The organism is Roseovarius aestuariivivens, from assembly GCF_004761875.1.
Lineage (GTDB): Bacteria > Pseudomonadota > Alphaproteobacteria > Rhodobacterales > Rhodobacteraceae > Roseovarius > Roseovarius aestuariivivens.
Window position 1 is genome coordinate 197,536 of the sequence record NZ_SJEY01000003.1, and the last position, 23,607, is coordinate 221,142.

At 65.6% G+C, this 23,607-nt stretch carries 24 protein-coding genes; 15 read left to right on the plus strand and 9 right to left on the minus strand.

Translation table 11 applies throughout. The features are described from left to right. Positions 1-5: 5 nt before the first annotated feature. Positions 6-1,610 (minus strand): carboxyl transferase domain-containing protein, encoded by a 1,605-nt coding sequence (locus EZV60_RS06420; RefSeq protein WP_135503475.1) that lies wholly within the window; start codon positions 1,608-1,610, stop codon positions 6-8. Between the two features lie 158 nt (positions 1,611-1,768). Between EZV60_RS06420 and EZV60_RS06425 the strand changes: the two genes are divergently transcribed. Continuing rightward, entirely contained in the window at positions 1,769-2,383 is a 615-nt protein-coding gene (locus EZV60_RS06425; protein ID WP_135503477.1) for an OmpW/AlkL family protein, read from the plus strand. A 97-nt stretch (positions 2,384-2,480) separates the two neighbouring features. Here the strand turns inward: EZV60_RS06425 and EZV60_RS06430 are convergent, their stop codons facing one another. Both EZV60_RS06430 and EZV60_RS06435 read right to left on the minus strand, forming a co-directional pair. Then, positions 2,481-2,780 (minus strand): hypothetical protein, encoded by a 300-nt coding sequence (locus tag EZV60_RS06430; protein ID WP_135503479.1) that lies wholly within the window; start codon positions 2,778-2,780, stop codon positions 2,481-2,483. Beyond that, entirely contained in the window at positions 2,780-3,943 is a 1,164-nt protein-coding gene (locus EZV60_RS06435) for an isovaleryl-CoA dehydrogenase (RefSeq protein WP_135503481.1), read from the minus strand. Before EZV60_RS06435 ends, EZV60_RS06430 begins: the two co-directional genes overlap by 1 nt. Positions 3,944-4,152: 209 nt before the next feature. On the opposite strand from EZV60_RS06435, the gene EZV60_RS06440 reads away from it, so the two are divergent. Further along, on the plus strand, positions 4,153-4,623 hold the full coding sequence (locus tag EZV60_RS06440; RefSeq protein ID WP_167853475.1) for a pyridoxamine 5'-phosphate oxidase family protein: 471 nt from the start codon (positions 4,153-4,155) through the stop codon (positions 4,621-4,623). Positions 4,624-4,682: 59 nt separating this feature from the next. On the opposite strand, the gene EZV60_RS06445 is transcribed toward EZV60_RS06440, so the two are convergent. Further along, a complete protein-coding gene (locus tag EZV60_RS06445) occupies positions 4,683-5,876 on the minus strand; it encodes a DegT/DnrJ/EryC1/StrS family aminotransferase (RefSeq protein ID WP_135503485.1) in 1,194 nt (397 codons plus the stop codon). A gap of 104 nt (positions 5,877-5,980) precedes the next feature. Further along, positions 5,981-6,646, minus strand: a complete 666-nt coding sequence (locus tag EZV60_RS06450; protein WP_135503487.1) for an HAD-IA family hydrolase — start codon at positions 6,644-6,646, stop codon at positions 5,981-5,983. Between the two features lie 135 nt (positions 6,647-6,781). On the opposite strand from EZV60_RS06450, the gene glmU reads away from it, so the two are divergent. From glmU to EZV60_RS06465, 3 genes are read left to right on the plus strand one after another with little or no spacing between them, the layout of a single operon-like run. Beyond that, positions 6,782-8,137 carry a bifunctional UDP-N-acetylglucosamine diphosphorylase/glucosamine-1-phosphate N-acetyltransferase GlmU gene (glmU, locus tag EZV60_RS06455; protein ID WP_135503489.1) on the plus strand — a complete coding sequence of 452 codons (1,356 nt, stop codon included), beginning with the start codon at positions 6,782-6,784 and terminating at the stop codon, positions 8,135-8,137. Continuing rightward, a complete protein-coding gene (gene glmS / locus EZV60_RS06460) occupies positions 8,137-9,960 on the plus strand; it encodes a glutamine--fructose-6-phosphate transaminase (isomerizing) (RefSeq protein ID WP_135503491.1) in 1,824 nt (607 codons plus the stop codon). The genes glmU and glmS overlap by 1 nt, the downstream gene beginning before the upstream one ends. Beyond that, positions 9,957-10,631 (plus strand): DNA alkylation repair protein, encoded by a 675-nt coding sequence (locus tag EZV60_RS06465; RefSeq protein ID WP_135503493.1) that lies wholly within the window; start codon positions 9,957-9,959, stop codon positions 10,629-10,631. The genes glmS and EZV60_RS06465 overlap by 4 nt, the downstream gene beginning before the upstream one ends. 2 nt (positions 10,632-10,633) lie before the next feature. Here the strand turns inward: EZV60_RS06465 and EZV60_RS06470 are convergent, their stop codons facing one another. Next, positions 10,634-11,143, minus strand: coding sequence for a hypothetical protein (locus tag EZV60_RS06470; protein ID WP_245306240.1), 510 nt, complete (start codon positions 11,141-11,143; stop codon positions 10,634-10,636). An 88-nt stretch (positions 11,144-11,231) separates the two neighbouring features. On the opposite strand from EZV60_RS06470, the gene moaA reads away from it, so the two are divergent. From moaA to EZV60_RS06505, 7 genes are all read left to right on the plus strand, one after another. Further along, positions 11,232-12,239 carry a GTP 3',8-cyclase MoaA gene (gene moaA, locus EZV60_RS06475; RefSeq protein ID WP_135503495.1) on the plus strand — a complete coding sequence of 336 codons (1,008 nt, stop codon included), beginning with the start codon at positions 11,232-11,234 and terminating at the stop codon, positions 12,237-12,239. Then, the gene (locus EZV60_RS06480; RefSeq protein WP_135503497.1) at positions 12,239-13,525 is read left to right on the plus strand and encodes a 3-deoxy-D-manno-octulosonic acid transferase; all 1,287 of its coding nucleotides are present in this window, start codon (positions 12,239-12,241) and stop codon (positions 13,523-13,525) included. The genes moaA and EZV60_RS06480 overlap by 1 nt, the downstream gene beginning before the upstream one ends. 32 nt (positions 13,526-13,557) lie before the next feature. Next, positions 13,558-14,601 (plus strand): glycosyltransferase family 4 protein, encoded by a 1,044-nt coding sequence (locus EZV60_RS06485; protein ID WP_135503499.1) that lies wholly within the window; start codon positions 13,558-13,560, stop codon positions 14,599-14,601. Positions 14,602-14,822: 221 nt separating this feature from the next. Continuing rightward, on the plus strand, positions 14,823-15,875 hold the full coding sequence (locus tag EZV60_RS06490) for a YeeE/YedE family protein (protein ID WP_135503501.1): 1,053 nt from the start codon (positions 14,823-14,825) through the stop codon (positions 15,873-15,875). Between the two features lie 75 nt (positions 15,876-15,950). Then, positions 15,951-16,379, plus strand: a complete 429-nt coding sequence (locus EZV60_RS19245) for a DUF4177 domain-containing protein (RefSeq protein ID WP_210115063.1) — start codon at positions 15,951-15,953, stop codon at positions 16,377-16,379. Positions 16,380-16,497: 118 nt separating this feature from the next. After that, a complete protein-coding gene (locus EZV60_RS06500) occupies positions 16,498-17,121 on the plus strand; it encodes a J domain-containing protein (protein WP_135503503.1) in 624 nt (207 codons plus the stop codon). A gap of 113 nt (positions 17,122-17,234) precedes the next feature. After that, the gene (locus EZV60_RS06505; RefSeq protein ID WP_135503505.1) at positions 17,235-17,732 is read left to right on the plus strand and encodes a MarR family winged helix-turn-helix transcriptional regulator; all 498 of its coding nucleotides are present in this window, start codon (positions 17,235-17,237) and stop codon (positions 17,730-17,732) included. Positions 17,733-17,930: 198 nt separating this feature from the next. On the opposite strand, the gene msrB is transcribed toward EZV60_RS06505, so the two are convergent. The 3 genes from msrB to EZV60_RS06520 all read right to left on the minus strand — a co-directional run bounded on the left by msrB (position 17,931) and on the right by EZV60_RS06520 (position 19,782). Further along, entirely contained in the window at positions 17,931-18,410 is a 480-nt protein-coding gene (gene msrB / locus EZV60_RS06510) for a peptide-methionine (R)-S-oxide reductase MsrB (protein ID WP_135503507.1), read from the minus strand. Positions 18,411-18,541: 131 nt separating this feature from the next. Beyond that, positions 18,542-19,246, minus strand: coding sequence for an anti-sigma factor (locus tag EZV60_RS06515; protein WP_135503509.1), 705 nt, complete (start codon positions 19,244-19,246; stop codon positions 18,542-18,544). Further along, positions 19,243-19,782 carry a sigma-70 family RNA polymerase sigma factor gene (locus EZV60_RS06520; RefSeq protein WP_135503511.1) on the minus strand — a complete coding sequence of 180 codons (540 nt, stop codon included), beginning with the start codon at positions 19,780-19,782 and terminating at the stop codon, positions 19,243-19,245. Before EZV60_RS06520 ends, EZV60_RS06515 begins: the two co-directional genes overlap by 4 nt. Positions 19,783-19,940: 158 nt before the next feature. Here EZV60_RS06520 and cobS point away from each other — a divergent pair, with 158 nt between their 5' ends. The 3 genes from cobS (at position 19,941) to cobT (ending at position 23,459) form a co-directional block, all read left to right on the plus strand. Then, entirely contained in the window at positions 19,941-20,927 is a 987-nt protein-coding gene (gene cobS, locus EZV60_RS06525) for a cobaltochelatase subunit CobS (protein WP_135503512.1), read from the plus strand. 166 nt (positions 20,928-21,093) lie between these two features. After that, on the plus strand, positions 21,094-21,477 hold the full coding sequence (locus EZV60_RS06530; protein ID WP_135503514.1) for a hypothetical protein: 384 nt from the start codon (positions 21,094-21,096) through the stop codon (positions 21,475-21,477). Positions 21,478-21,584: 107 nt separating this feature from the next. Continuing rightward, positions 21,585-23,459 (plus strand): cobaltochelatase subunit CobT, encoded by a 1,875-nt coding sequence (gene cobT, locus EZV60_RS06535; protein ID WP_135503516.1) that lies wholly within the window; start codon positions 21,585-21,587, stop codon positions 23,457-23,459. The last annotated feature ends 148 nt before the right edge of the window (positions 23,460-23,607 follow it).

The following is a 23,607-nucleotide window of genomic DNA, read 5'->3' on the forward strand; positions in this document are numbered from 1 at the left end:
GCCCCTCACATCCGGAAAACGCCGAACCGCGTCTCTTCCACCGGCGCGTTAAGCGCCGCGCGCAAGCTGAGCGACAGCACCTGACGGCTCTTTCTCGGATCGATGATCCCGTCGTCCCAAAGCCGGGCCGTGGCATAAAGCGGATGAGACTGGCGCTCGAACATCTCGATGGTCGGGCGTTTGAACTCCGCCTCTTCCTCGGCGCTCCACGTACCGCCCTGCCGTTCGATCCCGTCGCGCTTGACGGTCGCCAGCACGCCCGCCGCCTGCTCTCCGCCCATCACCGAAATCCGGCTATTGGGCCAGGTCCACAAAAAGCGCGGCTGATAGGCCCGTCCCGCCATGCCGTAATTCCCCGCCCCGAACGAGCCGCCCACCAGCAGCGTGATCTTCGGCACAGAGGTCGTCGCCACCGCCGTCACCATCTTGGCGCCGTGCCGGGCGATCCCCTCGTTCTCGTATCTGCGCCCGACCATGAAGCCGGTGATATTCTGCAGAAACACCAGCGGCACCTTGCGCTGACTGCACAGCTCGATGAAATGCGCGCCTTTCTGCGCGGCTTCGCTGAAGAGCACGCCATTATTGGCGACGATCCCCACCGGGCAGCCCTCCACATGGGCAAAACCGGTGACCAGCGTCTCGCCGAACCGCGCCTTGAATTCGTCGAACTGGCTGCCGTCGACCAGCCGGGCGATCACCTCGCGGATGTCGTAGGGCGTGCGCAGATCGGCGGGCACCGCGCCCAGGATCTCCTCGGGATCATAGGCCGGCGCCTCCGGGCTCTCCATCCGTAGGGCGTGCTTCGGCGCACCCCCCAGATTGCCGACCGCCCGCCGCGCCAGCGCCAGCGCGTGCGCGTCATCCTCGGCCAGATAGTCCGCCACACCCGACAGCCGCGTGTGCACGTCACCGCCGCCCAGATCCTCGGCCGTGACCTCCTCGCCCGTTGCGGCCTTGACCAGCGGCGGACCCGCAAGAAAGATCGTCCCCTGCTCTTTCACGATGATCGTCACGTCGCTCATCGCGGGCACATAGGCGCCCCCGGCGGTGCAGGATCCCATGACCACCGCGATCTGGGCGATGCCCTTGGCGCTCATCCGCGCCTGGTTGTAGAAAATCCGTCCGAAATGGTCACGGTCGGGAAAAACCTCGTCCTGATTGGGCAGGTTCGCCCCGCCCGAATCCACAAGATAAACGCAAGGGAGGTGGTTTTCCTCGGCGATCTCCTGCGCGCGCAAGTGCTTTTTCACGCTCATCGGATAATAGGTGCCGCCCTTCACCGTGGCGTCGTTGCACACCACCATCACCTCGCGCCTTGCGACCCGGCCCACGCCCGCGATCATGCCGGCCGCCGGCGCGGCCCCGTCGTAAAGCGCATGAGCGGCCAAGGCGCCAACCTCCAGAAAGGGCGAGCCCGGATCGAGAAGGCCCGCCACCCGGTCGCGCGGCAGCATCTTGCCCCGCGACAGGTGCCGCTCCCGCGCTGAGGCGCCACCACCGCGTGCCGCCGCTTCGGCCGCTTCAGCGACCTGCGCAAGCGCCGCCAGATGTGCCGACCGATTGGCCTCGAATTCGGCCGAGCCCACAATGATGTTCGACCGGAGTTTCATCGCCCACTCCCTTCAAGAAGGCCGCTGGTCAGCCCCATCCTGCACAATGTCGCATTTTCGCAACAGCGCGCCCAAAGCTCCGTTTCTTGACCTGCGTCAAAGCGGGGTTCTGCGGCGCGGCGCAAACTACGCGGCATCTGACAACGATGGAAAAGACCATGAAAACGATCACCGCGCTTACACTTGCCACCGCGCTGGCTTCTGCCGCCGCGCCTGCCTTGGCCCAATCTCAGGGCGACATCACGGTGGGTTTCGGCTTGGGTGCCGTCATTCCCAAAGATAACAACGGCGTTCTTGCCGGTCCGACACCGATTGACGTGGACAACGGCTATAGCCTCACGATCACCGGTGAATATTTCATTGCCGACAACGTCGGCATCGAGTTGCTGGCGGCCTGGCCTTTTTCGCATGATATCGACTCCGGCGGCGTCAAGATAGCCGAAGTCAAACACCTGCCGCCCACGCTGTCGCTGCAATACCACTTCACCAACAATTCCCAGATCACGCCGTTCGTCGGTGCGGGTATCAACTACACGACCTTCACCGAGCACAAGGCCGTCGGCCCGTTGGCCGGTAACGCGCTGGATCTCGACGATTCGTGGGGCCTCGCCCTGCATGCCGGACTCGACTACGAACTCTCCGCAAATCGCGCGCTGCGTGCGGATGTGCGTTGGATCAACATCGAAAGCGATGTGAAGCTCAATGGCGTGAATATCGGCAAAGCGAAGATCGACCCTTGGGTTCTCGGCGTGTCCTACGTTCTGAAGTTTTAAGTCAGAACTTTTACATGACCAAACGGGGCCGGCCGGATAGCCGACCCTTTTTCTTTTGCCTTTGGGCGACACGACGCGGGCTGGTGCGGCCATGGCCCTAGCTCCTTTCGCCAAGCGTCCGGCTGTCCGTCACGCGCCCGAACCGGTCTATGAAGTATTCCGCGCCTGCCCCGCTGCGTGCCTCGCAGATGATCACCAGCCAAAGCCCCTCGGACTGCGCCGGGCGCGCCTCGCAATCCGACCGCTCGACGCCGCCCTCCGATAGGTACTGCGCCGCGACCCGTTCGATCACCTCGGTTTCGGTCGTGGTCACCGCGCGCCCGCCCAGCAAAAGCGCGATCGCCATGGCGCCCAGCCCCACCGCCAGCACCGGCAGAAAGAGCATCCGGCGCGGCATCAGCCCATCGCCCCCATCAATTCGCGCCCGATCAGCATGCGCCGGATCTCGCTCGTGCCGGCCCCGATCTCCATCAGCTTGGCATCGCGGAAGATCCGCGCGACGGCGGCATCGTTCAGAAAACCCGCCCCGCCCATGGCCTGTACCGCCTGATGCGCCTGCACCATCGCCTGTTCGGAGGCGTAAAGACAGCACGCGGCGGCATCCTGGCGCGTTACCTCGCCCCGGTCGCAGGCCTTGGCGACCTCGTAGACATAGGCCCGCGCGGAATTCATCGCCGTGTACATATCCGCGATCTTGCCCTGCATCAGCTGGAAAGATCCGATGGGCTGTCCGAATTGCTTGCGTTCGGCCAGATAGGGCATGACCTCGTCCATGCAGGAGGCCATGATGCCCAACCCGATCCCCGCCAGCACGACGCGCTCGTAATCCAGCCCCGACATCAGCACGGCCACGCCCTTACCTTCTTCGCCCAGCACGTTCTCAAAAGGCACTTCCACGTCCTCGAAAATCAGCTCGGCGGTATTGCTGCCGCGCATCCCAAGCTTGTCGAAATGCGGGCTGGTGGAAAAGCCGGTCATCGCCTTTTCGATCAGAAAAGCGGTGATGCCTTTTGCGCCGGCTTCCGGATCCGTCTTGGCGTAGACCACCAGCGTGTCGGCGTCCGGCCCATTGGTGATCCAGTACTTGTTGCCGTTCAGGCGATAGTGGTCGTTGCGCTTCTCGGCGCGCAGGCTCATCGACACCACGTCGCTGCCCGCCCCGGCCTCGGACATGGCCAGCGCCCCAACATGGTCTCCGCTGATCAGACCGGGCAGGAACTTCGCACGCTGCGCGTCCGTGCCGTTCAGCTTGATCTGGTTCACACATAAATTGGAATGCGCGCCATAGCTCAACGACACGCTGGCCGACGCCCGCGCGACCTCCTCGACCGCCACCACATGCGCGAGATAGCCCATGCCCGCGCCGCCCATCTCTTCCGCCACGGTGATGCCCAAAAGGCCCAGCTCCCCCATTTCGCGCCAAAGCTCATTGGGAAATGCGTTCTTCGCGTCCACCTCGGCGGCAATGGGCTTGACCCGCTCCTGCGCCCAGCGATGCACCATGTCCCGCAGCGCATGCACATCCTCGCCCAGGTCGAATTTCATCACGGCATCGAACATCGGCGCGGGCTCCTTCGCGTTATTGAACGTTTGTTCATTTGACCGCAGCCCGCCGGCGCTGTCAATTGCGCGCATGGCGGCCTCGGGCCCAGAGGCGGCCGATGACAGACGACCTGCACCGCACGGCCACGCGGCCCGGGTGTGGAACGTTCCCCCGGGGACGCGGGTTGCCTTGGTCAAACACCAATACTGACCAAGGAGGTCCCCCAATGTCCGACCAGCTGAGAAAAATGCTCTGGACACGCCTCGACGATCTACACGCCGGCATGCTGTCCGCGCCCAGCGCCCCACCCCGTCCGATGGCGCAAACCGTCCTCGATGACGACACCAACCTGTGGTTCATCACCGCCGAAGGCACCGACATCGCCGAGGCCGCCGCCAAGGGGGAGCCGGGTCAGTTCATCGCAGCCTGCCCTCAAACCCAGCTCTATGCCGCGATCGACGGCACGCTGTCCCTCGTCTCGGATCCGGAAAAGCTCGATCAGATCTGGTCGCCCTTCGCGGCGGTCTGGTTCGACGAGGGGCGCGACGACAGCGACATTCGTCTCGTGTGCCTCACGCCATCCGAGGCCGAGGTCTGGGTCACCGACGGCAATGCCAAATCGCTGTTCGAATTCGGACGGGCCGCGATTACCGGCAAAACGCCGGACGTGGGTGACCACGGCAAGCTGACATTCTGAGCAAAACCGTATCCCGCCGCCTTAGCGCGGCGGGATAGTCGACCGCCTCGCGCTGCATTTTATCTGGCCTGGAACACGCTTCCGACCTCGGAACGAATGATCCGGGCGATCATCGCGCAATCCTCCAGGCTGAACGTCAGCGGCAGGCGCATGTCGAGAATGCCGCGCAAAACCCTGTCCGAGGCGGGCATAGGCGCGCTCGGCGCATAGCGCCAGCTGTCGTACCGGCTGGTAAAGCCTTCCGGTTCGGCCCCGCCGAACCATTTCAGCTCGACACCGCGCCGGGCGCAGCGCGCGATCACCTCCTCCACCTTTTCCGCCGCCCAATCGAGCAGCAGGAACTGGAAAGACGATCCGACGAACCGCTCTGCTTCGGGCCGCTCGATGATCCTGAGGCCGGGCGTGCCGCGCAGCCCGGTCTCGATCACGCGATAGCGCGCGGTCCAGTCCGCGCAGCTTTGCGCGAGATTGCGCAATTGCGGGCGCAGGATGGCCGCGCGCAAATGGTCCATGCGGCCTGAAACATTCGGCGTCGTGTACTTGATCTCGGCAAAGGCCGCGTCGGGCGGCACCGTGCCATGCCGGCCATAAAGCATATACGAGCCCGACAGAAGGATCGCGCGAGCCATCACCGCGTCGTCATCGGTGACGAGAAACCCGCCCTCACCGGAATTCATATGCTTGTAGGTCTGCGTCGAGTAACAGCCGATCTTGCCAAAGCGTCCCGACGGCACACCGTTCCACGCCGCGCCCATCGTATGCGCGCAATCCTCGATCACGGTGATCCCGGCCCCGTCGCAGATCTCCATCAGCCGATCCATATCGCACATGTGCCCGCGCATGTGGCTCAGCATCAGCACCCGCGCCGCGCCGGCCTTGGCCGCCAGATCGTCAAGGTCGATGGTCAGATCCTCGGTCACGCCGACGAAGACCGGCACCGCGTTCACGCTCGCGATGGCGCCGGGCACCGGCGCCAGAGTGAAGGCATTGGTCAGCACCGGTTCGCCCGGCGCGACCCCCAGCGCGCGCAGCGCCGTGGCCATGGCATACCCGCCAGACGCGACGGCCAGCGCGTAACGCGCCCCGGTGAAAGCTGCGAATTCGCGCTCCAGCAGCCCCACCTCGCCCACCTCGTCCGGACCAAGATTATAGCGATGCAGACGCCCGCTGCGCAGCACGTCCAGCGCCGCGTCGATCCCGTCCTCCGGGATCGGCGCCTGCTGGGTGAAATTGCCGTTGAAATTCTCGCTCATGATCCTGTAATGCGGTGCGCTGGCGGCCTCGTCAATGGGCCGTGCGCCTTCGCCGCCGCGAGTTCGGCAAACCCGAAAAAGGCATGCAGCGGATCGAAAAGGCCCTAGCGCAGGAACCGCCGCACCACGTCCGGCAACTCGTCGAAATGACCGATGGTCGCTTCGGGGCCAAGCGCGTCGACCGCATGCGCCCCGGGGCCGAAGGTGACAAGGATCGACGGCACGCCCGCCGCGCGCGACGTCTCGCGGTCCGTCACCGTGTCGCCCACCAGAACGCATTGCGCCGGATCGCCACCCGCCCGCCGCACCGCTTCGCGCAGGGGTTCGGGATCGGGCTTGCGCACGGGCAACGTATCGGCCCCGATCAGCGACCCGAACCGGTCGAGCACCCCCAGCCGTGTCATCAGAAGACGCGCCAGCGCTTCGGGCTTGTTGGTGCAGATGGCGACCTTGAATCCGTCGTCTCGCAACGCCTCCACCGTTTCCATCGCGCTTGGGTAAAACCGGGTGTGCGTGTCGATCGCGTCGGCATAGGCTTCGAGCAGCCGGGGATATTGCCGGTCGATCTCGTCCAGATCCCCGCCGCGGCCCAGCCGCTCCATCCCGAGGCCCAGCATCGCCCGCCCGCCGCGAAGCGCCGTACCGGCATCGGTCACCGGGTCCAGCATGTCGCCCACGCCCATCGCCCGGAAACACGAATTCGCCGCGGCGATCAGATCACCACTCGTATCCGCAAGCGTCCCGTCGAGATCGAAAACAACCGTTGCCATGCCTGCCCTTTCGCCGCGTTCAGCAGGTTTTCGCCTGCCCTTGTCACGTGCCGCAATCATCTTTGATCCGCCGCGCCCTTGCGCGGCAGTGGCAACCGGATAAAACGGGCACGCACAGAAGGAAAGCGAAACTGCATGCCCACCAGCCTGATCATCCTCGCCGCGGGCCAAGGCACCCGGATGAAGTCCGACCTGCCCAAGGTGCTGCACCCGATCGCCGGGGCGCCGATGCTGATCCATGCGATGCGCGCAGGTGCGGCGCTGACGCCGGATCACACCATCGTGGTGACCGGCCATGGGGCCGACGCCGTGGAAGCGGCCGCGCGCGCCTATGACGATACGGTGCAGATCGCCCATCAGGCCGAGCAGAAAGGCACCGGTCACGCCGTGGCTCAGGCCGCGCCACTGCTCAAAGGCTACACCGGCGACGCCCTCGTGCTTTATGGCGACACGCCCTTCATCTCCGAAGAGACGCTCACCCGCATGGCCGAGGCGCGCCGGCACCATGACCTTGTCGTGCTGGGCTTCGAGGCCACCGATCCGGGTCGGTACGGCCGCCTGAAGATGACGGGTGAAACCCTTGAACGAATTGTGGAATTCAAAGATGCGGATGCGGCCACCCGCGCCATCACCTTTTGCAATTCCGGGGTCGTGGCTGCCGCGTCCGAGACCTTGTTCGACCTGATCGGCGAACTGGGCAACGACAACGCTTCGGGCGAATACTACCTCACCGACATTGTCGAGATCGCCCGCGCCAAAGGCCTGTCGGCCACCGCCATCGCCTGTGACGAAGCCGAGACGATGGGCATCAATTCCCGACCCGAGCTGGCCCGGGCCGAGGCGGCGTTCCAGGACCGCAAGCGCCTTGAGATGCTTGAGACCGGGGTAACCTTGCCCGCGCCGGAGACCGTGCATTTCGCCTTCGACACGGTTGTGGGCCGCGATGCGGTGATCGAACAGAACGTGGTCTTCGGCCCCGACGTCACCCTCGAATCCGGCGCGCATGTGCGCGCGTTTTCCCATCTCGAAGGCTGCCATGTCTCTCGCGGCGCGGTGGTCGGGCCCTACGCGCGCCTCCGGCCCGGCGCGGAACTGGCCGAGAACGCCCGCATCGGCAACTTTGTCGAGGTCAAGAACGCGGCCATCGCCGAGGGCGCCAAGGTCAATCATCTCAGCTATATCGGCGACGCCACGCTTGGCGAGGGCACAAATGTTGGCGCCGGCACGATCACCTGCAACTACGACGGGGTGATGAAACATCATACGACCGTCGGCGCGCGCGCCTTCATCGGATCGAACACGATGCTGGTCGCCCCGGTCACGGTCGGCGACGAGGCGATGACCGCGTCGGGCTCGGTCATCACGAAGGACGTGCCCGACGGCGCGCTGGCCGTGGCGCGCGGCATCCAGGTCAACAAACCGGGACTGGCCCGCAAGCTCTTCGAGATGCTAAAAGCCAAGAAAACCAAGAAGGATCAAGGGGCAGCATAATGTGTGGAATCGTTGGCGTTCTGGGCAAGCACGAGGTTGCCCCCACTCTGGTCGAAGCGCTGCGGCGGCTGGAATATCGCGGCTATGACAGCGCCGGCATCGCCACGCTGAACGACGGCCGGCTCGACCGCCGCCGCGCGGTGGGCAAGCTGGTGAACCTGTCGGACCTGCTGGTGCACGAACCCCTTCCCGGAAAGGCCGGGATCGGCCACACCCGCTGGGCCACCCATGGCGCCCCCAGCGTCACGAACGCGCACCCGCATCAGGCCGGCCCCGTCGCCGTGGTGCATAACGGCATCATCGAGAATTACCGCGATCTGCGCGCCGAACTGGCCGAGGCGGGCATCGCGCATGAAACCGACACCGATACCGAAACCGTTGCGCTGCTGGTGCGCATGCATATGGAAAAGGGCGAAAGCGCCGAAGAGGCCGCCCGCTCGGTGATTGACAAGCTCGACGGCGCCTACGCGCTTTGCTTTCTGTTCGACGGTGAGGAAGACCTCATGATCGCCGCGCGCAAGGGCAGCCCACTGGCCATCGGCCACGGCGACGGCGAAATGTTCGTGGGCTCCGACGCCATCGCGCTGGCGCCCCTGACCGACCGGATCACCTATCTGGAGGAAGGCGACATCGCCGTGGTCACGCGGACCTCGGTCGTGATCACCGACCGGTACGGCAACGCCGCCAATCGTGAGGTGCGCAAGATCCAGACCGCCAAGGCCATGGTCGACAAGGCCGGGCACAAGCATTTCATGGCCAAGGAAATCGCCGAACAGCCCACCGTGATCGGCGAGGCGCTGCAGAATTACCTGAGCGACGACGGCACGCGGGTCGACCTGCCGCAGGAGGCGCTCAATTTCGCCGCCTACGACCGTTTGAGTCTCGTGGCCTGCGGCACGGCCTATTACGCCTGCCTGACCGCGAAATACTGGTTCGAGCAACTGGCCGGCCTGCCTGTCGACGTGGATATCGCCTCGGAATTCCGCTACCGCGAGCCGCCGATCCCGCAGAACACCGCCGCGCTTTTCGTCAGCCAGTCGGGCGAAACCGCCGACACGCTGGCGGCGCTGCGCTATTGCGACGGGCGCGCGGCGCGCATCCTGTCGGTAGTCAACGTGTCGGAAAGCTCCATCGCGCGGGAAAGCGACCTCGCGCTGCCGATCCACGCCGGGGCCGAGATTGGCGTCGCCTCGACCAAGGCCTTCACCTGCCAACTCACCGTGCTTCTGCTGCTCGCTTTGAAGGCTGCGGGCGACCGGGGCATGATCACGACCGAACGGATGGCCGATCTTTTGTCGGCCCTGCGCGGCCTGCCGGCGACGATTAACAACGCGCTGGAGCTTGACGGCGATTTCAAAAAGACCGCCCGCCGCCTGGCAGAGGCCGACAACGCGCTGTTCCTGGGGCGCGGCCTGATGTTTCCACTTGCGCTCGAAGGTGCGTTGAAACTAAAGGAAATCAGCTACATACATGCTGAAGCTTACGCATCGGGTGAATTGAAGCACGGCCCCATCGCGCTCATCGACAAGAAAATGCCGGTGGTCGTCATGGCCCCCAAGGACGCCCTCTTCGACAAGACCGTGTCGAACATGCAGGAGGTCATGGCGCGCGGCGGCAAGGTGCTTCTCATCACCGACCGCCCGGGCGCCGAGGCGGCCGGCGGCGACGCCTGGATCACCCTCACCCTGCCGCAGATCGACCCGGTGCTTTCTCCCATCCTCTACGCCATTCCGGCCCAGCTTCTGGCCTATCACACCGCCGTCGCCAAGGGCACCGATGTCGACCAGCCCCGCAACCTCGCCAAGTCCGTGACGGTCGAGTGACGCCTGACGACGCGTTGGCCCACTTGCGCGCCCGCGCCGTACCGGGCCGCGCCGAGGGCATGGCCGGCTATCACAAGGTGCCCCGCCCCTATCTCGGCGTGCCGAACCCGGCGCTCAACGATCTGACCAAGGAGTGGAGGCAGACACTCGACGTGCCGGCCCGCGTGGAATTGGCCAGAAGCCTTTGGGAAACCAACATTTTCGAGGCACGTCTTGCCGCAGCCAAACTGCTGACTCAGGCCCGGATAAGGCCAGATGACGGCGTCTGGGCGCTCATCACCTCGTGGCTGCCCGATCTCGACAGCTGGGCCATCGCCGATCACGCCATGATGGCCGGTCAGAAACGGCTCATGGCCGATCTTGCACGGCTCGACGAGATCGAGACTTGGACCACGTCCGACAGTCACTGGATCCGCCGCGCCGCCATGGTCGTCACGCTGCCGCTCACCAAGCAGAATCATCCCAAACCGCCTGAGGCCGCCGCGCGCGAGCGCGTCCTCAACTGGGCCGCAGGCTATGTGCGCGACCCGGATTGGTTCATCCAGAAATCGGTGGCGTGGTGGCTGCGCGACCTGTCGAAACACGACCCGGATCGCGTCCGCGCCTTTATGGCCGAGAATGCCCCGCAGATGAAGCCGTTTGCGCGCAAAGAGGCCGAGAAGTTCTTGTAGTATCAGTCGGTTGAAAAGACGCGCAGTTCCGGCAAAGAGGTCAGGTCCGCCTCCAGAAGCCGCATCGCGGCCAGAGAGATGCGGCTGCCCGACCCCGGCTCGCCCTGGATGGGGATCAGCTCTACCGCCACCTTCGTGCCCTTCTCGGGATATTCCACCCGGCCGCGTCCGGGCTCGGACACCAAAGGCGTCTTGAGCCAGATCCCCGGCTCCCCGACCGCGCCCAGCGACGCGAGCGTGGTGCCCAGATCACGCTCGCCGCCCGCGGGTCCCGCCTCGGCCACAGCCTCGGCGCGTTCGGCTGCGCTGGTGGTGTCGAACTCCTCGGCGGTCTGCGCGTTTTCCGGTGGCGGCAGGGCCAGCGCGGGTTGTGCCACCTCGGTCGCGTCGAGCGGGCCTTCCGTGCCCGTGGGCGCGGGCGTCTCCGCCTGGCCCATGCGCCACCGATCAGGCATCGCGTCGCATCCGGTGACGGCGAAAACAGACAAAAAGACCCACGCGGCACGTTTCATGCCGGAACATTAGGCCGCTCTGTCCCCCGCATCAATCCAGAAGATCAAAGGCTTGCCGCCGCGCGGCCGATTGCCTAAGTTCCCCGCCATGACTGCACCACTGATAGACCCGTTCCATCGCGCCATCTCATATCTGCGCGTGTCCGTCACGGACCGCTGCGATTTCCGCTGCGTTTACTGCATGTCGGAAAACATGACCTTTCTGCCCAAGAAAGAACTCCTGACGCTCGAAGAACTGGATCGCCTCTGCTCGACCTTCGTGAGGCTGGGCGTGGAAAAGCTCCGCATCACCGGCGGCGAGCCGCTCGTGCGGCGCAACATCATGCACTTTTTCAACGACATGACGCGGCATCTTGAGAGCGGCGCACTCAAGGAACTCACACTCACGACCAACGGCTCACAGCTCGCGCGCTTTGCCGACGACCTCTACGCCGCTGGCGTACGCCGGGTGAACGTGTCGCTCGATACGCTGGACGAGGCGAAATTCGCCGATATCACCCGCTGGGGCCGCCTGCCGCAGGTGATCAAGGGGATCGACGCCGCCCAGAAGGCCGGTCTGAGGATTAAGATCAACACGGTCGCGCTCAAGGGCTTCAACGAAGACGAGCTATTTACGCTCGTCGACTGGTGCAAATCCCGCGACATGGACCTCACCTTCATCGAGGTCATGCCGATGGGTGATATCGGCAACGAAGACCGGCTGGACCAGTACTGGAAACTGACCGACCTGCGCGCCCAACTGGCGCAGCACTTCACGCTGACCGACCTGCCCGAGCGCACCGGCGGCCCCGCGCGCTATGTGCGTCTGGAAGAAACCGGTCAGAAGATTGGCTTCATCACGCCGCTGTCTCATAATTTCTGCGAAAGCTGCAACCGCGTGCGCCTGACCTGCACCGGAGAGCTGTACATGTGCCTCGGGCAAGAGGATATGGCGGATCTGCGCGCGCCCCTGCGCAACAACCCGCAAAGCGATGCGCCCCTCGAAGATGCCATTCGCCGCGCCATCGCGCTCAAGCCGAAGGGGCACGATTTCGACTATTCCCGCCAGACCGTCGACGGGCGCGTGTCGCGCCACATGAGCCACACCGGCGGCTGATGCCCGGCCCAAGGGCGCCTTGGCCCGTCCGCCTTTACGGCAAGGCGGCAAACCTCATTACGCCTCTGGCCTACGCTCGTGTCGCGCGCAAACTGTCGGCACAGGGTACAGACCCCGCCCGCCTGCCAGAACGCTTGGGCCAGGCCACCGCGGCGCGGCCCGACGGGCCACTTCTGTGGTTTCACGCCGCCTCGGTCGGGGAAAGCCTGTCTGTCCTGCGCCTCATCGCCCATCTGGGCGAGCGGCACGCTGATCTGTCCTTTCTGCTTACCTCCGGCACGGCCACCTCGGCCAGTATCGTGGCCCGGCGACTGCCCCCGCGCACCACGCATCAATTCGCCCCGCTCGACAGCAGCCGCGCGGTCGAGTGTTTTCTGGACCACTGGCGCCCCGCAGCGGCCGTGTTCGTCGAAAGCGAGATCTGGCCGCAGATGCTCTCGTGCACCGCTGCGCGCGATATCCCCCTCGCGCTGATCAACGCGCGTATTTCCGACGGCTCCGCGCGCAACTGGTCGCGCGCACCGGCCACCGCCCGGCACCTCATGGGCCATTTCCGGCTGCTCCACTGTCAGGATCAGCGCACGGCAGACCACCTGCACGCGCTTGGCCTGCCCCACGCCGCACGTGGCGTGAACCTCAAATCCCTGTCCGGGCCCCTGCCCTTCGACACGGCAGAGCTTGAGCGGATGAAAACCCAGGTGCAGGACCGCCCCATATGGCTTGCCGCCTCGACCCACCCGGGCGAGGACGCCATCATGCTCGACGCGCACCGCGCCATGCTGGGCCGCAACCCGCACGCGCTTTTGATCCTCGTGCCCCGCCACCCCGAACGCGCCGATGCGCTCGAGGTCCAGATCGCAGAGGCCGGGTTCGAGGCCGCGCGCCGCTCCACGGGCATGGCCGTCACCGGCCAGACCCGGGTCTATCTCGCCGACACACTGGGCGAGATGGGGCTGTGGTACGCGCTCAGCCCGCTGACGTGCCTCTGCGGCTCGTTCACCGATGTCGGCGGACACAACCCCTACGAGCCCGCGCATGCCGGATCGGCCATCGTGCACGGCCCGCTCTACGCCAATTTCGCGCAGACCTACGCCGATCTCGCGGCGCACGAGGCCGCGCTTGAAGTGGCGGACGCCGCCGCACTGGCAAAGGTGCTGCACCGATTTCTCGACGATCCCGCCGCGCTCGACGCGCTGCGCGCGCGGGCCCGCGCGTTTGCCACCGCGCAGGACGACGTGCTTGACGCCTTCGCCGGCACGCTTTCCAAGGCGCTGGACCTGGGATAACCAAGGCGCCGAGGCCAAGAAGGACGCCGCCCGTGCCCGAGCTCTTCGTCACGAATTTCAATCGGAACTTCACCGGCGTGTCGGCGACCGCGGCCAATGTCGTGCGCTGTCAGGCCACGCGCTACGACATGGCCCTCGTGGGTCATCCCCTGCCCGGCTGCCCCGCGCCGATCAGCTATGCCGAGGCCCGCCGCCTGTCGCGCACGCCGCCGATAGAGCGACCGTTCACGATCTGGCATGTGCGCCGCAACCCCGAAATGCGGGCCGGGCTTTGGGCGCGGGATGTCCTGCGCCTGCCCATCCGGCTTGTCTTTACCTCTGCCGCGATCCGGCGGCATTCGGCCGTCCCGCGCTGGCTTATCTCACGCATGGACGCGGTCATCGCCACCACGGACAAGGCCGCCACCTTCGTTCCGCATGTGCGCGCCATCGCCCCGCACGGCGTGGACTGCGCCCGCTTTAGCCCCGCGCCCGACCGCGCCGCCGCCTGGGCGGCAACGGGCTATCCCGGCAAACGAGGCATCGCCACCATCGGCCGCATCCGGCCCGAGAAAGGCACCGACCGCTTCGTCGAGGCGATGCTGCGCCTGCTTCCCGATCACCCCGACACCACCGCTCTCGTTCTTGGGCGCGCCGCCAAGGGCGACGCGGCCTTCCTGCAAGGTCTCAGGGACCAGATCGCGCGCGCCGGTCTCGCCGCCCGCATCTTCTTTCCCGGGGAAATCCCCGCAGAAGACCTGCCGGGCCTGATGCGCGGGCTTTCGGCGGTGGTGCAGCTCCCCCGCTACGAAGGCTACGGCATGGCCCCGCTCGAAGGCATGGCCAGCGGTGTGCCTTTCGTGGCCACCGATCAGGGCTATTATCGCCGCTTTGCCGATGGCGGACGCTGCGGCGTGATCGTGCCCGGCGACGACGCCGCGCAAACCGCATTGGCCCTGCGCGACCTGCTGGACGCGCCGGAACGCCACGCCGACATGGCCCGCGCTGCCCGGCATCTCGCCGAAACAAGCTTCAGCGCAAGTGCCGAGGCCGACGCCATCGCCGGCGTCTACGCCGCGCTTTGGGCCGAAGGGTGACAGGGCGGCGAAAGGTAAAATAAGACCAGAGTCATCGCCGCGACAGGCGCGGACGAACCTCTGTTGCGCAGGGCGGGCCGGACCGGGAATTCCGTCTCGCTGCAGCGCATCAATTGGAACAAAGTTCCGCAAATCCGGTTAACATGTAGATCAGCGGCGCTTGATTGCGCATCGTTTCCGCGCCATTTGGAACAAAATTCCGTCACACCGGGGGATATCCCATGTTCGAGTCGTTTGGATTTGAGTCACTGACCGCACCGCAGGCCGCCGTCTGGTTCGCGCTGATCGTCGGCGTCGCCTTTGGCGCGCTGGCCCAGATCACGCGCTTCTGCCTGCGCCGCGCGGTTGTCGGCGACGATCGCAAACAGGCCGCCGGCGTGTGGCTGACGGCGCTGGCCGTGGCGGTTCTGGGCACGCAGGCGGCTGTCTACGCGGGCCTGATCGATTTTGCCGACCATCGCTTCATGGCCGCCGACCTGCCCGTTTTGGCCATCGTTGCAGGCGGGCTTCTGTTTGGCATCGGGATGGTCCTGACACGCGGCTGCGTGTCGCGCCTGACCGTACTCACAGGCGCGGGCAACCTGCGTGCGCTTACCGTGCTGATCGTTTTCGCCGTCACGGCCCATGCCACGCTCAAAGGGGTGCTGGCCCCGGTGCGCACCTCGCTCGGATCGGTCACTCTGCCGCTGGAAAGCGCGGCCCTGCCCGGTAATCCGCTTCTCTGGGCGGCTCTCATCGCCGGGCTCGCACTGCTCTTCGCCGTGCGGTCCGGGAACCGCGCCAGCACGCTGGTCTTTGCCGCCCTGATCGGCCTCTTGGTGCCGCTCGCCTGGGTCGGCACGGGCTTCCTGCTTTATGATGATTTCGATCCCATCGCGATGGAATCGCTGTCCTTCACCTCGCCTGCCGCCGACACGATCTTCTACGCGGTGGCCTCGACGGCGGTGTCACCTGGCTTCGGCACCGGCCTTGTTGGAGGTGTCGTTCTGGGCGCGCTGGCCGCGGCCCTTCTGAGCGGCGGCTTTGCGTGGCAAAGCTTCTCCACCCCGCGCGAGACCGGCCGCTACTTCGCCGGTGCCGTTCTGATGGGCGTGGGCGGCGTGCTGGCCGGCGGCTGCACCGTGGGCGCGGGCCTGTCCGGGGTGCCGACGCTTTCGATCGCAGCGCTTCTCGCCATCGCCGCCATTGTCGCGGGCGGCCTGATCGCCGACCGCGTGCTGCGCGGCCTTCCGGCCCGCCAGACCGGTCCGGCGGCGCTGCATCCTGCGGAATAACACCACACCGGATCATCCCTTGAACCTGCGCCGCGTCCCCCATAGGATGCGGCGCTTGTCATGAGGGAGCCTGCAATGCAGCACTATGAGTACAAGGTCATTCCGGCCCCCGCCAAGGGGCGCAAGGCACCCGGCGTCAAGGGTGCCGATGCGCGCTTCGCCCACGCTCTGGAAACAGCGATCAACGAACTGGCGGCAAGCGGTTGGGAATACCTGCGCGCCGACATCCTGCCCAGCGAAGAGCGTCAGGGCCTGACCTCGACCCAGACGGTCTACCGCTCGGTGCTGGTCTTTCGCCGTCCCATTGATCCGGGCATCTTGGATCGTGGTCCGGTCGATGGCGACAGCCCCGAGGCCGTCGCCGCGACAGAGGTGATCGAGGACGCGAAGTCCGCCGCGGAAGACATTGATCCCGCAGTTGAAGTGCCCGATGGCGAGCCGCGTTCGGATCCCTCCGATCCCGATCCCGACTGGCCGCAACCGCCCGAACGCGACCGGTCTTGACCGGGGCCTGCCTGCGCCCGAAAGGCGCGGTGGCCGGGGCCACTTTTTTGCCCTCGCCCCCTTCTCATCGGCGCGTAATGCCATACACTCTTCGCTCCGAGTCGTTGAGGTGAACGTGATGCCAAAACAAGACCCCTTTGGGTTCGACATGTCCGTGTCATCGGCCAAGAAGAAAAACCCGCGCGGTCGGCGCGGCATGTCCGGTGCGTCCGAAACGTCGACCCGTGTCTGCGAACACGACGGCTGCGAAGAGCCGGGCAAATACCGCGCGCCCAAGGCGCCGGATGTGCTGGACGACTACTACTGGTTCTGCAAGGAGCACGTGCGCGAATACAACACGCGCTGGAACTTCTTCGACGGCACGACCGAGGCCGAACTGAACGCCCAGATGTCGTCCGACAAGGTCTGGGAACGCCACACAAAGCCCTTCACCGACCCCGAACAGCGCGCCTGGGCGCGGCTGGGTATCGAAGACCCGCATCAGGTTCTTGGCGTGAACGCCACGCAGAACCCCGGCAAGGGCCGCGCGCAACAGCGCAAGCTGCCCCCGACCGAGCGCCGCGCGATCGAGATCCTCGACGCCAAGGATGACTGGACCAAGGCCGAGATCCGTAAGGCCTACAAGGCGCTGATCAAGGTGCTGCATCCCGACATCAACGGCGGCGACCGCAGCCAGGAAGAACAGCTGCAACAGGTCGTCTGGGCCTGGGACCAGATCAAGCAAAGCCGCCACTTCAAGTAACGCCGCGGGAACGAATGGACGTCGCGTCACTTTGAACCTTGACGTCTCGAACCCGCCTGTGATTACTTCATGCGTGAGGATTCATAACGCGCCATATCACAACGGGAGCTGACATGCGTGCGGACAGACTGAAGCTGGACGACCAGCTGTGCTTTGCGCTTTACGCTGCAACAAACGCCGTCACGCGCGCATATCGCCCCAGGCTGGCCGAGATCGGCCTGACCTATCCGCAATACCTGATCATGCTTGTTCTCTGGCAGGACGGCCCGCGCACCTTGGGGGCCATCGCGCGGCGGCTTTGTCTCGCCCAAAACGCGATCACGCCACTTGTCGACCGGCTGGAAAAGGCCGGCCTTGTCACGCGCACGCGTGATCCCGCGGACCGGCGCGTGATCACCATCGCCCTCACCGAAACCGGCGAGTCGCTCCATGACGGGGCGGCGCGCGCCCAGCACGAAGTAAAATGCGAAACGCTGCTGGACGAGGCCGAACTGGCCGCCTTGCGCAGCACGCTCTTCGCGCTGGTCGACCGGATGAAGACCGAAACGGGCCATGCCGATATCGCCCATGCGCCGGCACATCCTGCGCCCGATCTGGCTGACGGAGGATAAAGCCACAGACCCGTCGCGGCATGTCAAATCGCGGACGGGCGACCACCAAAGGGCGGTGAAACGCTATAGGGATACGGGGAATTGGTCAGCGCATGAATGCTTTGCGCAGCCTGTTCATGCAGCGGGCACCATTCCCCAACGAAAGGCCGGGCCAGGGAGGAGAGCCCGGCCTTTCTCTTTTTCTCCGATCCGGACACGTCAGGCGGCCCGGAAGACCAGGCTGACGCCATTGATGCAGTGCCGCTTGCCGGTGGGCTGCGGGCCGTCGTCGAAGATATGACCAAGATGGCTACCGCACCGCGCGCAATGGCATTCGGTGCGCGTGTAAAAGAGCTTGCGGTCGGGCTTGGTACCGATGGCCCCACTCTGCGCCTGCCAGAAGCTCGGCCAGCCGGTACCGCTATCGTATTTGTGCTTTGACGAATAAAGTGCGAGATCACACCCCCTGCAATGGTACATGCCCGGTGCGTCAAGCTTGTCGAGCGGCGACGTGCCAGCCCGCTCGGTGCCCTCCTCGCGCATCACCCGGTATTCCAGATCGCTCAGCATGGCGCGCCATTCGGCATCGCTGCGCGTGACCTCGAAATTACCCTGCGCGGCCGAGGCCAGCCGCGCGCGTCCAAACGCGAGCGCCGAGCCTGCGGCGAGCACCGTTGCGATGAAATGGCGGCGGTCCATGATGCGTCCTCCGTGTCGTTCGTCTTGATAAGAAGGATGGGCGGCGCGGGACGCGTCCACAACCTCGATCACTCAGACGTGTTCGGGCTCTGCCCTGTCGCAAGGCGCGCGCAATGCGCTTTTGTCACGGCTTATGGCGTACCCAGCGGCCCCACGGCCAGCACGTCGCCCGTCGGCGACCGGTCCGGCGACCCGCCCGACGGCTCGTCTGACAGTGCCAGGATCCCGCCTTCCAGCCGCGCCCGCAGTGGCTCGGCCACGGGCAGACGCGCCCGCGCCGCCTCGGGCAGCACACCAAGCGAAACCGGCGGACCATCGCCTTCGATCAGCCACAGCTCCAGCACCCGGCCCGGACGGGCCGCGCCCGCGCGGCGCTCGACGTAAAACTCACCTGCACCGGCGTCGTAGGCCGCCGCCACATAAAGACCGCCATCCGTCGCTTCGATCTCGGCGCGATAGACGGGTGCCACAGGCGGATGCACGCCTGAAGGCCCATGATCGATGCCCAGAAACAGCGCCAGGATCAACGCCGCCGCCGTCAGCATCGGAACACCCACGCGTCGGAACAGGCCCAGCGGTCCTCGTGCCGGCCCGGAAAAAATCCGCGCCTCGATCGCCTGATGCACGCGCACAGGCGGCACTTGCGGCTCGACAAGATCCGACAGGCCGGTGAAATCCTCGGTCCACTGCCGGACAAGCGCCCGCAACGCGGCATTCTCCCCAAGACGCGCGGCAAAGCCCGCCGCCTCGTCGGGCGGCAGCAGCCCAAGGGCGTATTCGCCCGCAAGAACCTTGTCCTCATCGCGGTCCTCGTCCCAGTATGGCCGACCGCTCATCGCGCAAGACACTCCCGCAGCCGCAACAGGCTTTGCCGCAGCCACGTGCGCATCGTGTTGAGCGGCACGCCATATTGCGCGGCCAGCTCGGCATAGGTCTTGCCCTCCAGATAGGCGCGCCGCATCGCGCCCGCGCGATCAGGCGCCAACTCGTCGAAACACGCGGTCAGCCGGGGCCGGTCCGAGGCGTCAATCGCCTGCGCTTCGGGGCCCGGCGCCGTGTCGGACAGCGGATCGGGCAGCGGGGCCTCGATGCCATGGATCGTCCGGCGACGCCTGTCGATCGCGGCATTGCGCGCGCTGGTGATCAGCCATGTCATCGGGCTCAGGCAATCGGCATCATACCGCCCGGCGGTGTGCCAGACCCGGACATAGACCTCCTGCAAGGTCTCCTCGGCCTCGCTGCGGGTGCTCACGATGCGCAGGATCACCCCGAAAAGCTTCGCCGAGGTCGCGGCGTAAAGCGCCGAGAACGCCACGCGGTCGCCCGACGCGGTCCGCGCAATCAATGTCTCGATATCAGCCCGGTCCGCCATCGGCCCTGAACATACCCCAACCCCTTCGCACTGGGCAGGCTAGCGTGGGCATCCCGGCGCGACCAGCCAAAACTTCTGTGCCCTTTCCCTTGCCCTTCACCGCGATATGTTGCAGGGGAACAGCAAAGCTGAAAGATCGGAAACGAAGGATAGGCAGGATGGCCGACGGGAACATGGACCGCGACGTGAAACCGACCGAGGAAGTCTCGGTCCGCGATGTCTTCGGGATCGACACCGACATGGTCGTCAAAGGCTTTGCCGAGCCGACCGAACGCACGCCGGAAATCGACAGCACCTACAAGTTCGATCCCGACACCACGCTGGCCATCCTTGCGGGCTTTTCCCACAATCGCCGCGTGATGGTGCAGGGGTATCACGGCACCGGTAAGTCCACCCATATCGAACAGGTGGCCGCGCGCCTAAACTGGCCTGCCGTGCGCGTCAACCTCGACAGCCACATCAGCCGGATCGACCTGATCGGCAAGGACGCGATCAAGCTGCGCGAAGGCGTGCAGGTGACCGAATTTCACGAGGGCATCCTGCCCTGGGCGCTGCGCAACCCGGTGGCCATCGTCTTCGACGAATACGACGCCGGCCGCGCCGACGTGATGTTCGTCATCCAGCGCGTGCTGGAACATGACGGCAAATTGACGCTGCTCGATCAGAACGAGATCATCACGCCGCACCCCTGCTTCCGCCTTTTCGCCACGGCCAACACCGTGGGCCTGGGCGACACGACCGGGCTCTACCACGGCGTGCAGCAGATCAACCAGGCGCAGATGGACCGCTGGAGCCTTGTGGCCACGCTGAACTACCTCAGCCACGACGCCGAAACCGCCATCGTCATCGCCAAGACGCCGCAGATGAACACCGAGGCCGGGCGCAAGACGATCAGCCAGATGGTCACCGTCGCCGATCTCACCCGCACGGCCTTCATGAACGGCGATCTGTCGACAGTCATGAGCCCGCGTACGGTGATCAACTGGGCCCAGAACAGCCGCATCTTCAAGGATGTCGGCTATGCCTTCCGGCTCACCTTCCTCAACAAATGCGACGAGCTTGAGCGTCAGACAGTAGCAGAGTTCTACCAGCGCTGCTTTGACGAGGAACTGCCTGAAAGCGCGGCCAGCCTCAGCCTCGGCTGAAGCGCCGGCTTTTCGTCGCCCATAACAGCCCGAAATCCCAACAGGTTTCGCCCCGGATTTGTCGAAAATCCGGGGTGTGACACCTGTGGCGGACAGAAAACACTCCGGCCAAAAGTTTTTAATCTGCTTTATTTTTGGGAAACTTGTATGATTTACTGTTCAATAAATGAGCAGTTTAAAAACAATCGTCGTATGTCTCGTGCTCTGGCCCCTGTCGCTTCAGGCGGGCCAGCGGGACAATTCGGACATCGCTCTGCAATTCTCCGGCTGCCTTGGGCGCTATGCGGCGCAGGTGGCGCATGACCATCTGATGCGCCGCGACGCTCAGGACGACGAACGCCGCCTGCGCACCTTCGCTGCGCTGCTCGACGCGGTGCCGGCCACACCGCTGCCACCCGCCACGATCATGGCGCACCGGATTGACGCCAAGATGCGTTTCGCCGACCTCTTGCGGATCGCCGAGTTTCACACCGATCCGCAGCGCGCCGCGCGCGCCGCCCGGTTGGTGCGCCGTCACCTGCGGGCCTGCGAAACGCTCGTACTGGGCTGACCGGGGCGCGCAGGTCAGGGTTTGGAAAACGCCCCGCCCCACTGGTCAATCCCCCGACATCGCATTAGGTTGCCGGTCAGACCCACACCCGACACAAAGCGCGCGCCATGGCCCAGTCCGACAACCCCGCAGATCCGTTCAAGAAGGCGCTGGCCGAGGCGACCAAGGTCTTGGCCGACAATCCCGAACTGTCGGTCACTTACTCGGTCGATCCCGCCGGGCTTTCGGGCGACGCCATGCGTCTGCCCCAGATCAGCCGCCGCATGACCCGCGACGAGGTGCTGCAGGCCCGCGGCACCGCCGACGCGCTGGCGTTGCGCCACAAGTTTCACGACGAAGGCACCCATAGCCGCTATGCCCCGCCCGGAGAGATGGCGCGTGAGCTTTACGAGGCGATGGAAACCGCCCGGTGCGAGGCGATGGGCGCGCGCGAAATGCCCGGAACTGCGGGCAATATCGACGCCAAGATCGGCGCCGAGGCCCTGCGCAAGGGCTACGACCAGATCTCCGACACCGCCGACGCGCCGCTGCCCGTCGCTGCAGGCTACCTGATCCGCCACCTCGCCACGGGCCGCAAGCTGCCCGAGGGTGCGCGCAACGTGATGGAGCTCTGGCAGGGCTTTATCGAGGAACAGGCCGGCGGCACGCTCGAAGACCTGCAAACCAAGCTCTCAGACCAAAGCGCCTTCGCCCGCTTCGCCCGCCAGATCATCGACGACCTCGGCTACGGCGATCAGCTCGGCGACGATCCCGACGCCATGGAGGACGAGAGCGAGGACGAGGCCGACAGCGACACCGAAGAGCAGGAAGAGCCCGACAGCACCGGCGAGGACGACAGCGACGAGACCGAAACCGACGCCGACCCCGAACAGGCCCAGGACGAGCAGCAGGACGAACAACAGGCCCAGGTCAGCATGGACGATCTTGCCGACCAGGAGCTGGGCGACGAGACCGAACTCCCCGAAGGCGAGGCCCCGCTTGAGCCCCCCCAGGCCGCGCCGGTGTCCGAGGCCGATCCGGGCTACACCGTCTACAAGACCGAGTATGACGAAGAGGTCCACGCCGAGGATCTCGCCGACCCGGTGGAGCTGGAACGCCTGCGGGCCTATCTCGACCAGCAGCTCGATCCGCTGAAAGGCGCGGTGGGCCGGCTGGCCAACAAGCTGCAGCGCCGGCTTCAGGCGCAGCAAAGCCGCTCCTGGGAGTTTGACCGCGAGGAAGGCATTCTCGACGCGGGCCGCCTCGCGCGCGTGGTGGCCAACCCCACCACCCCGCTCAGCTTCAAGATCGAGAAGGACACGGAGTTTCGCGACACCGTGGTGACTCTGCTTCTCGACAATTCCGGCTCGATGCGCGGTCGGCCCATCTCTATCGCCGCCATTTGCGCCGACGTGCTCGCCCGCACCCTGGAACGCTGCTCGGTCAAGGTCGAGATCCTTGGCTTCACCACCCGCGCGTGGAAGGGCGGTCTCAGCCGCGAGGCCTGGCTCAACGAGGGCCGCCCGCAGCTTCCCGGGCGTCTCAACGACCTGCGCCACATCATCTACAAATCCGCCGACGCGCCGATGCGCCGGACCCGCACCAATCTGGGCCTGATGATGAAAGAGGGCCTCCTGAAGGAAAATATCGACGGCGAAGCGCTGGAATGGGCGCATCGCCGCACGGTGGCCCGCCGCGAACAGCGCAAGATCCTGATGGTCATCTCCGACGGTGCGCCGGTGGATGATTCCACGCTCTCGGTGAACCCCGCCAACTACCTCGAAAAGCACCTGCGCGACGTCATCGCCATGGTCGAGCGGCGCAAACAGGTGGAGCTTCTGGCCATCGGCATCGGCCACGATGTCACCCGCTACTACAACCGCGCGGTCACGATCACCGACGCCGATCAGCTGGCCGGGGCCATGACCGAACAACTCGCAGCCCTTTTCGACAGCGACCCCCGCGCCCGCGCCCGGGTCATGGGCATGCGCAAGGCCGGATAGCGCCAACACCTGGCCCGCCCCCGAAAGGCGCCTCGCCCTCGTCACGCCGTGGCGCCGCGTCACGGGGCACAGCGCACAGCACCCCTCCCCGTCTTCATCTGGCCCGAAATACCTCGGGGGTCCGGGGGCAGAGCCCCCGGCGTCTGCC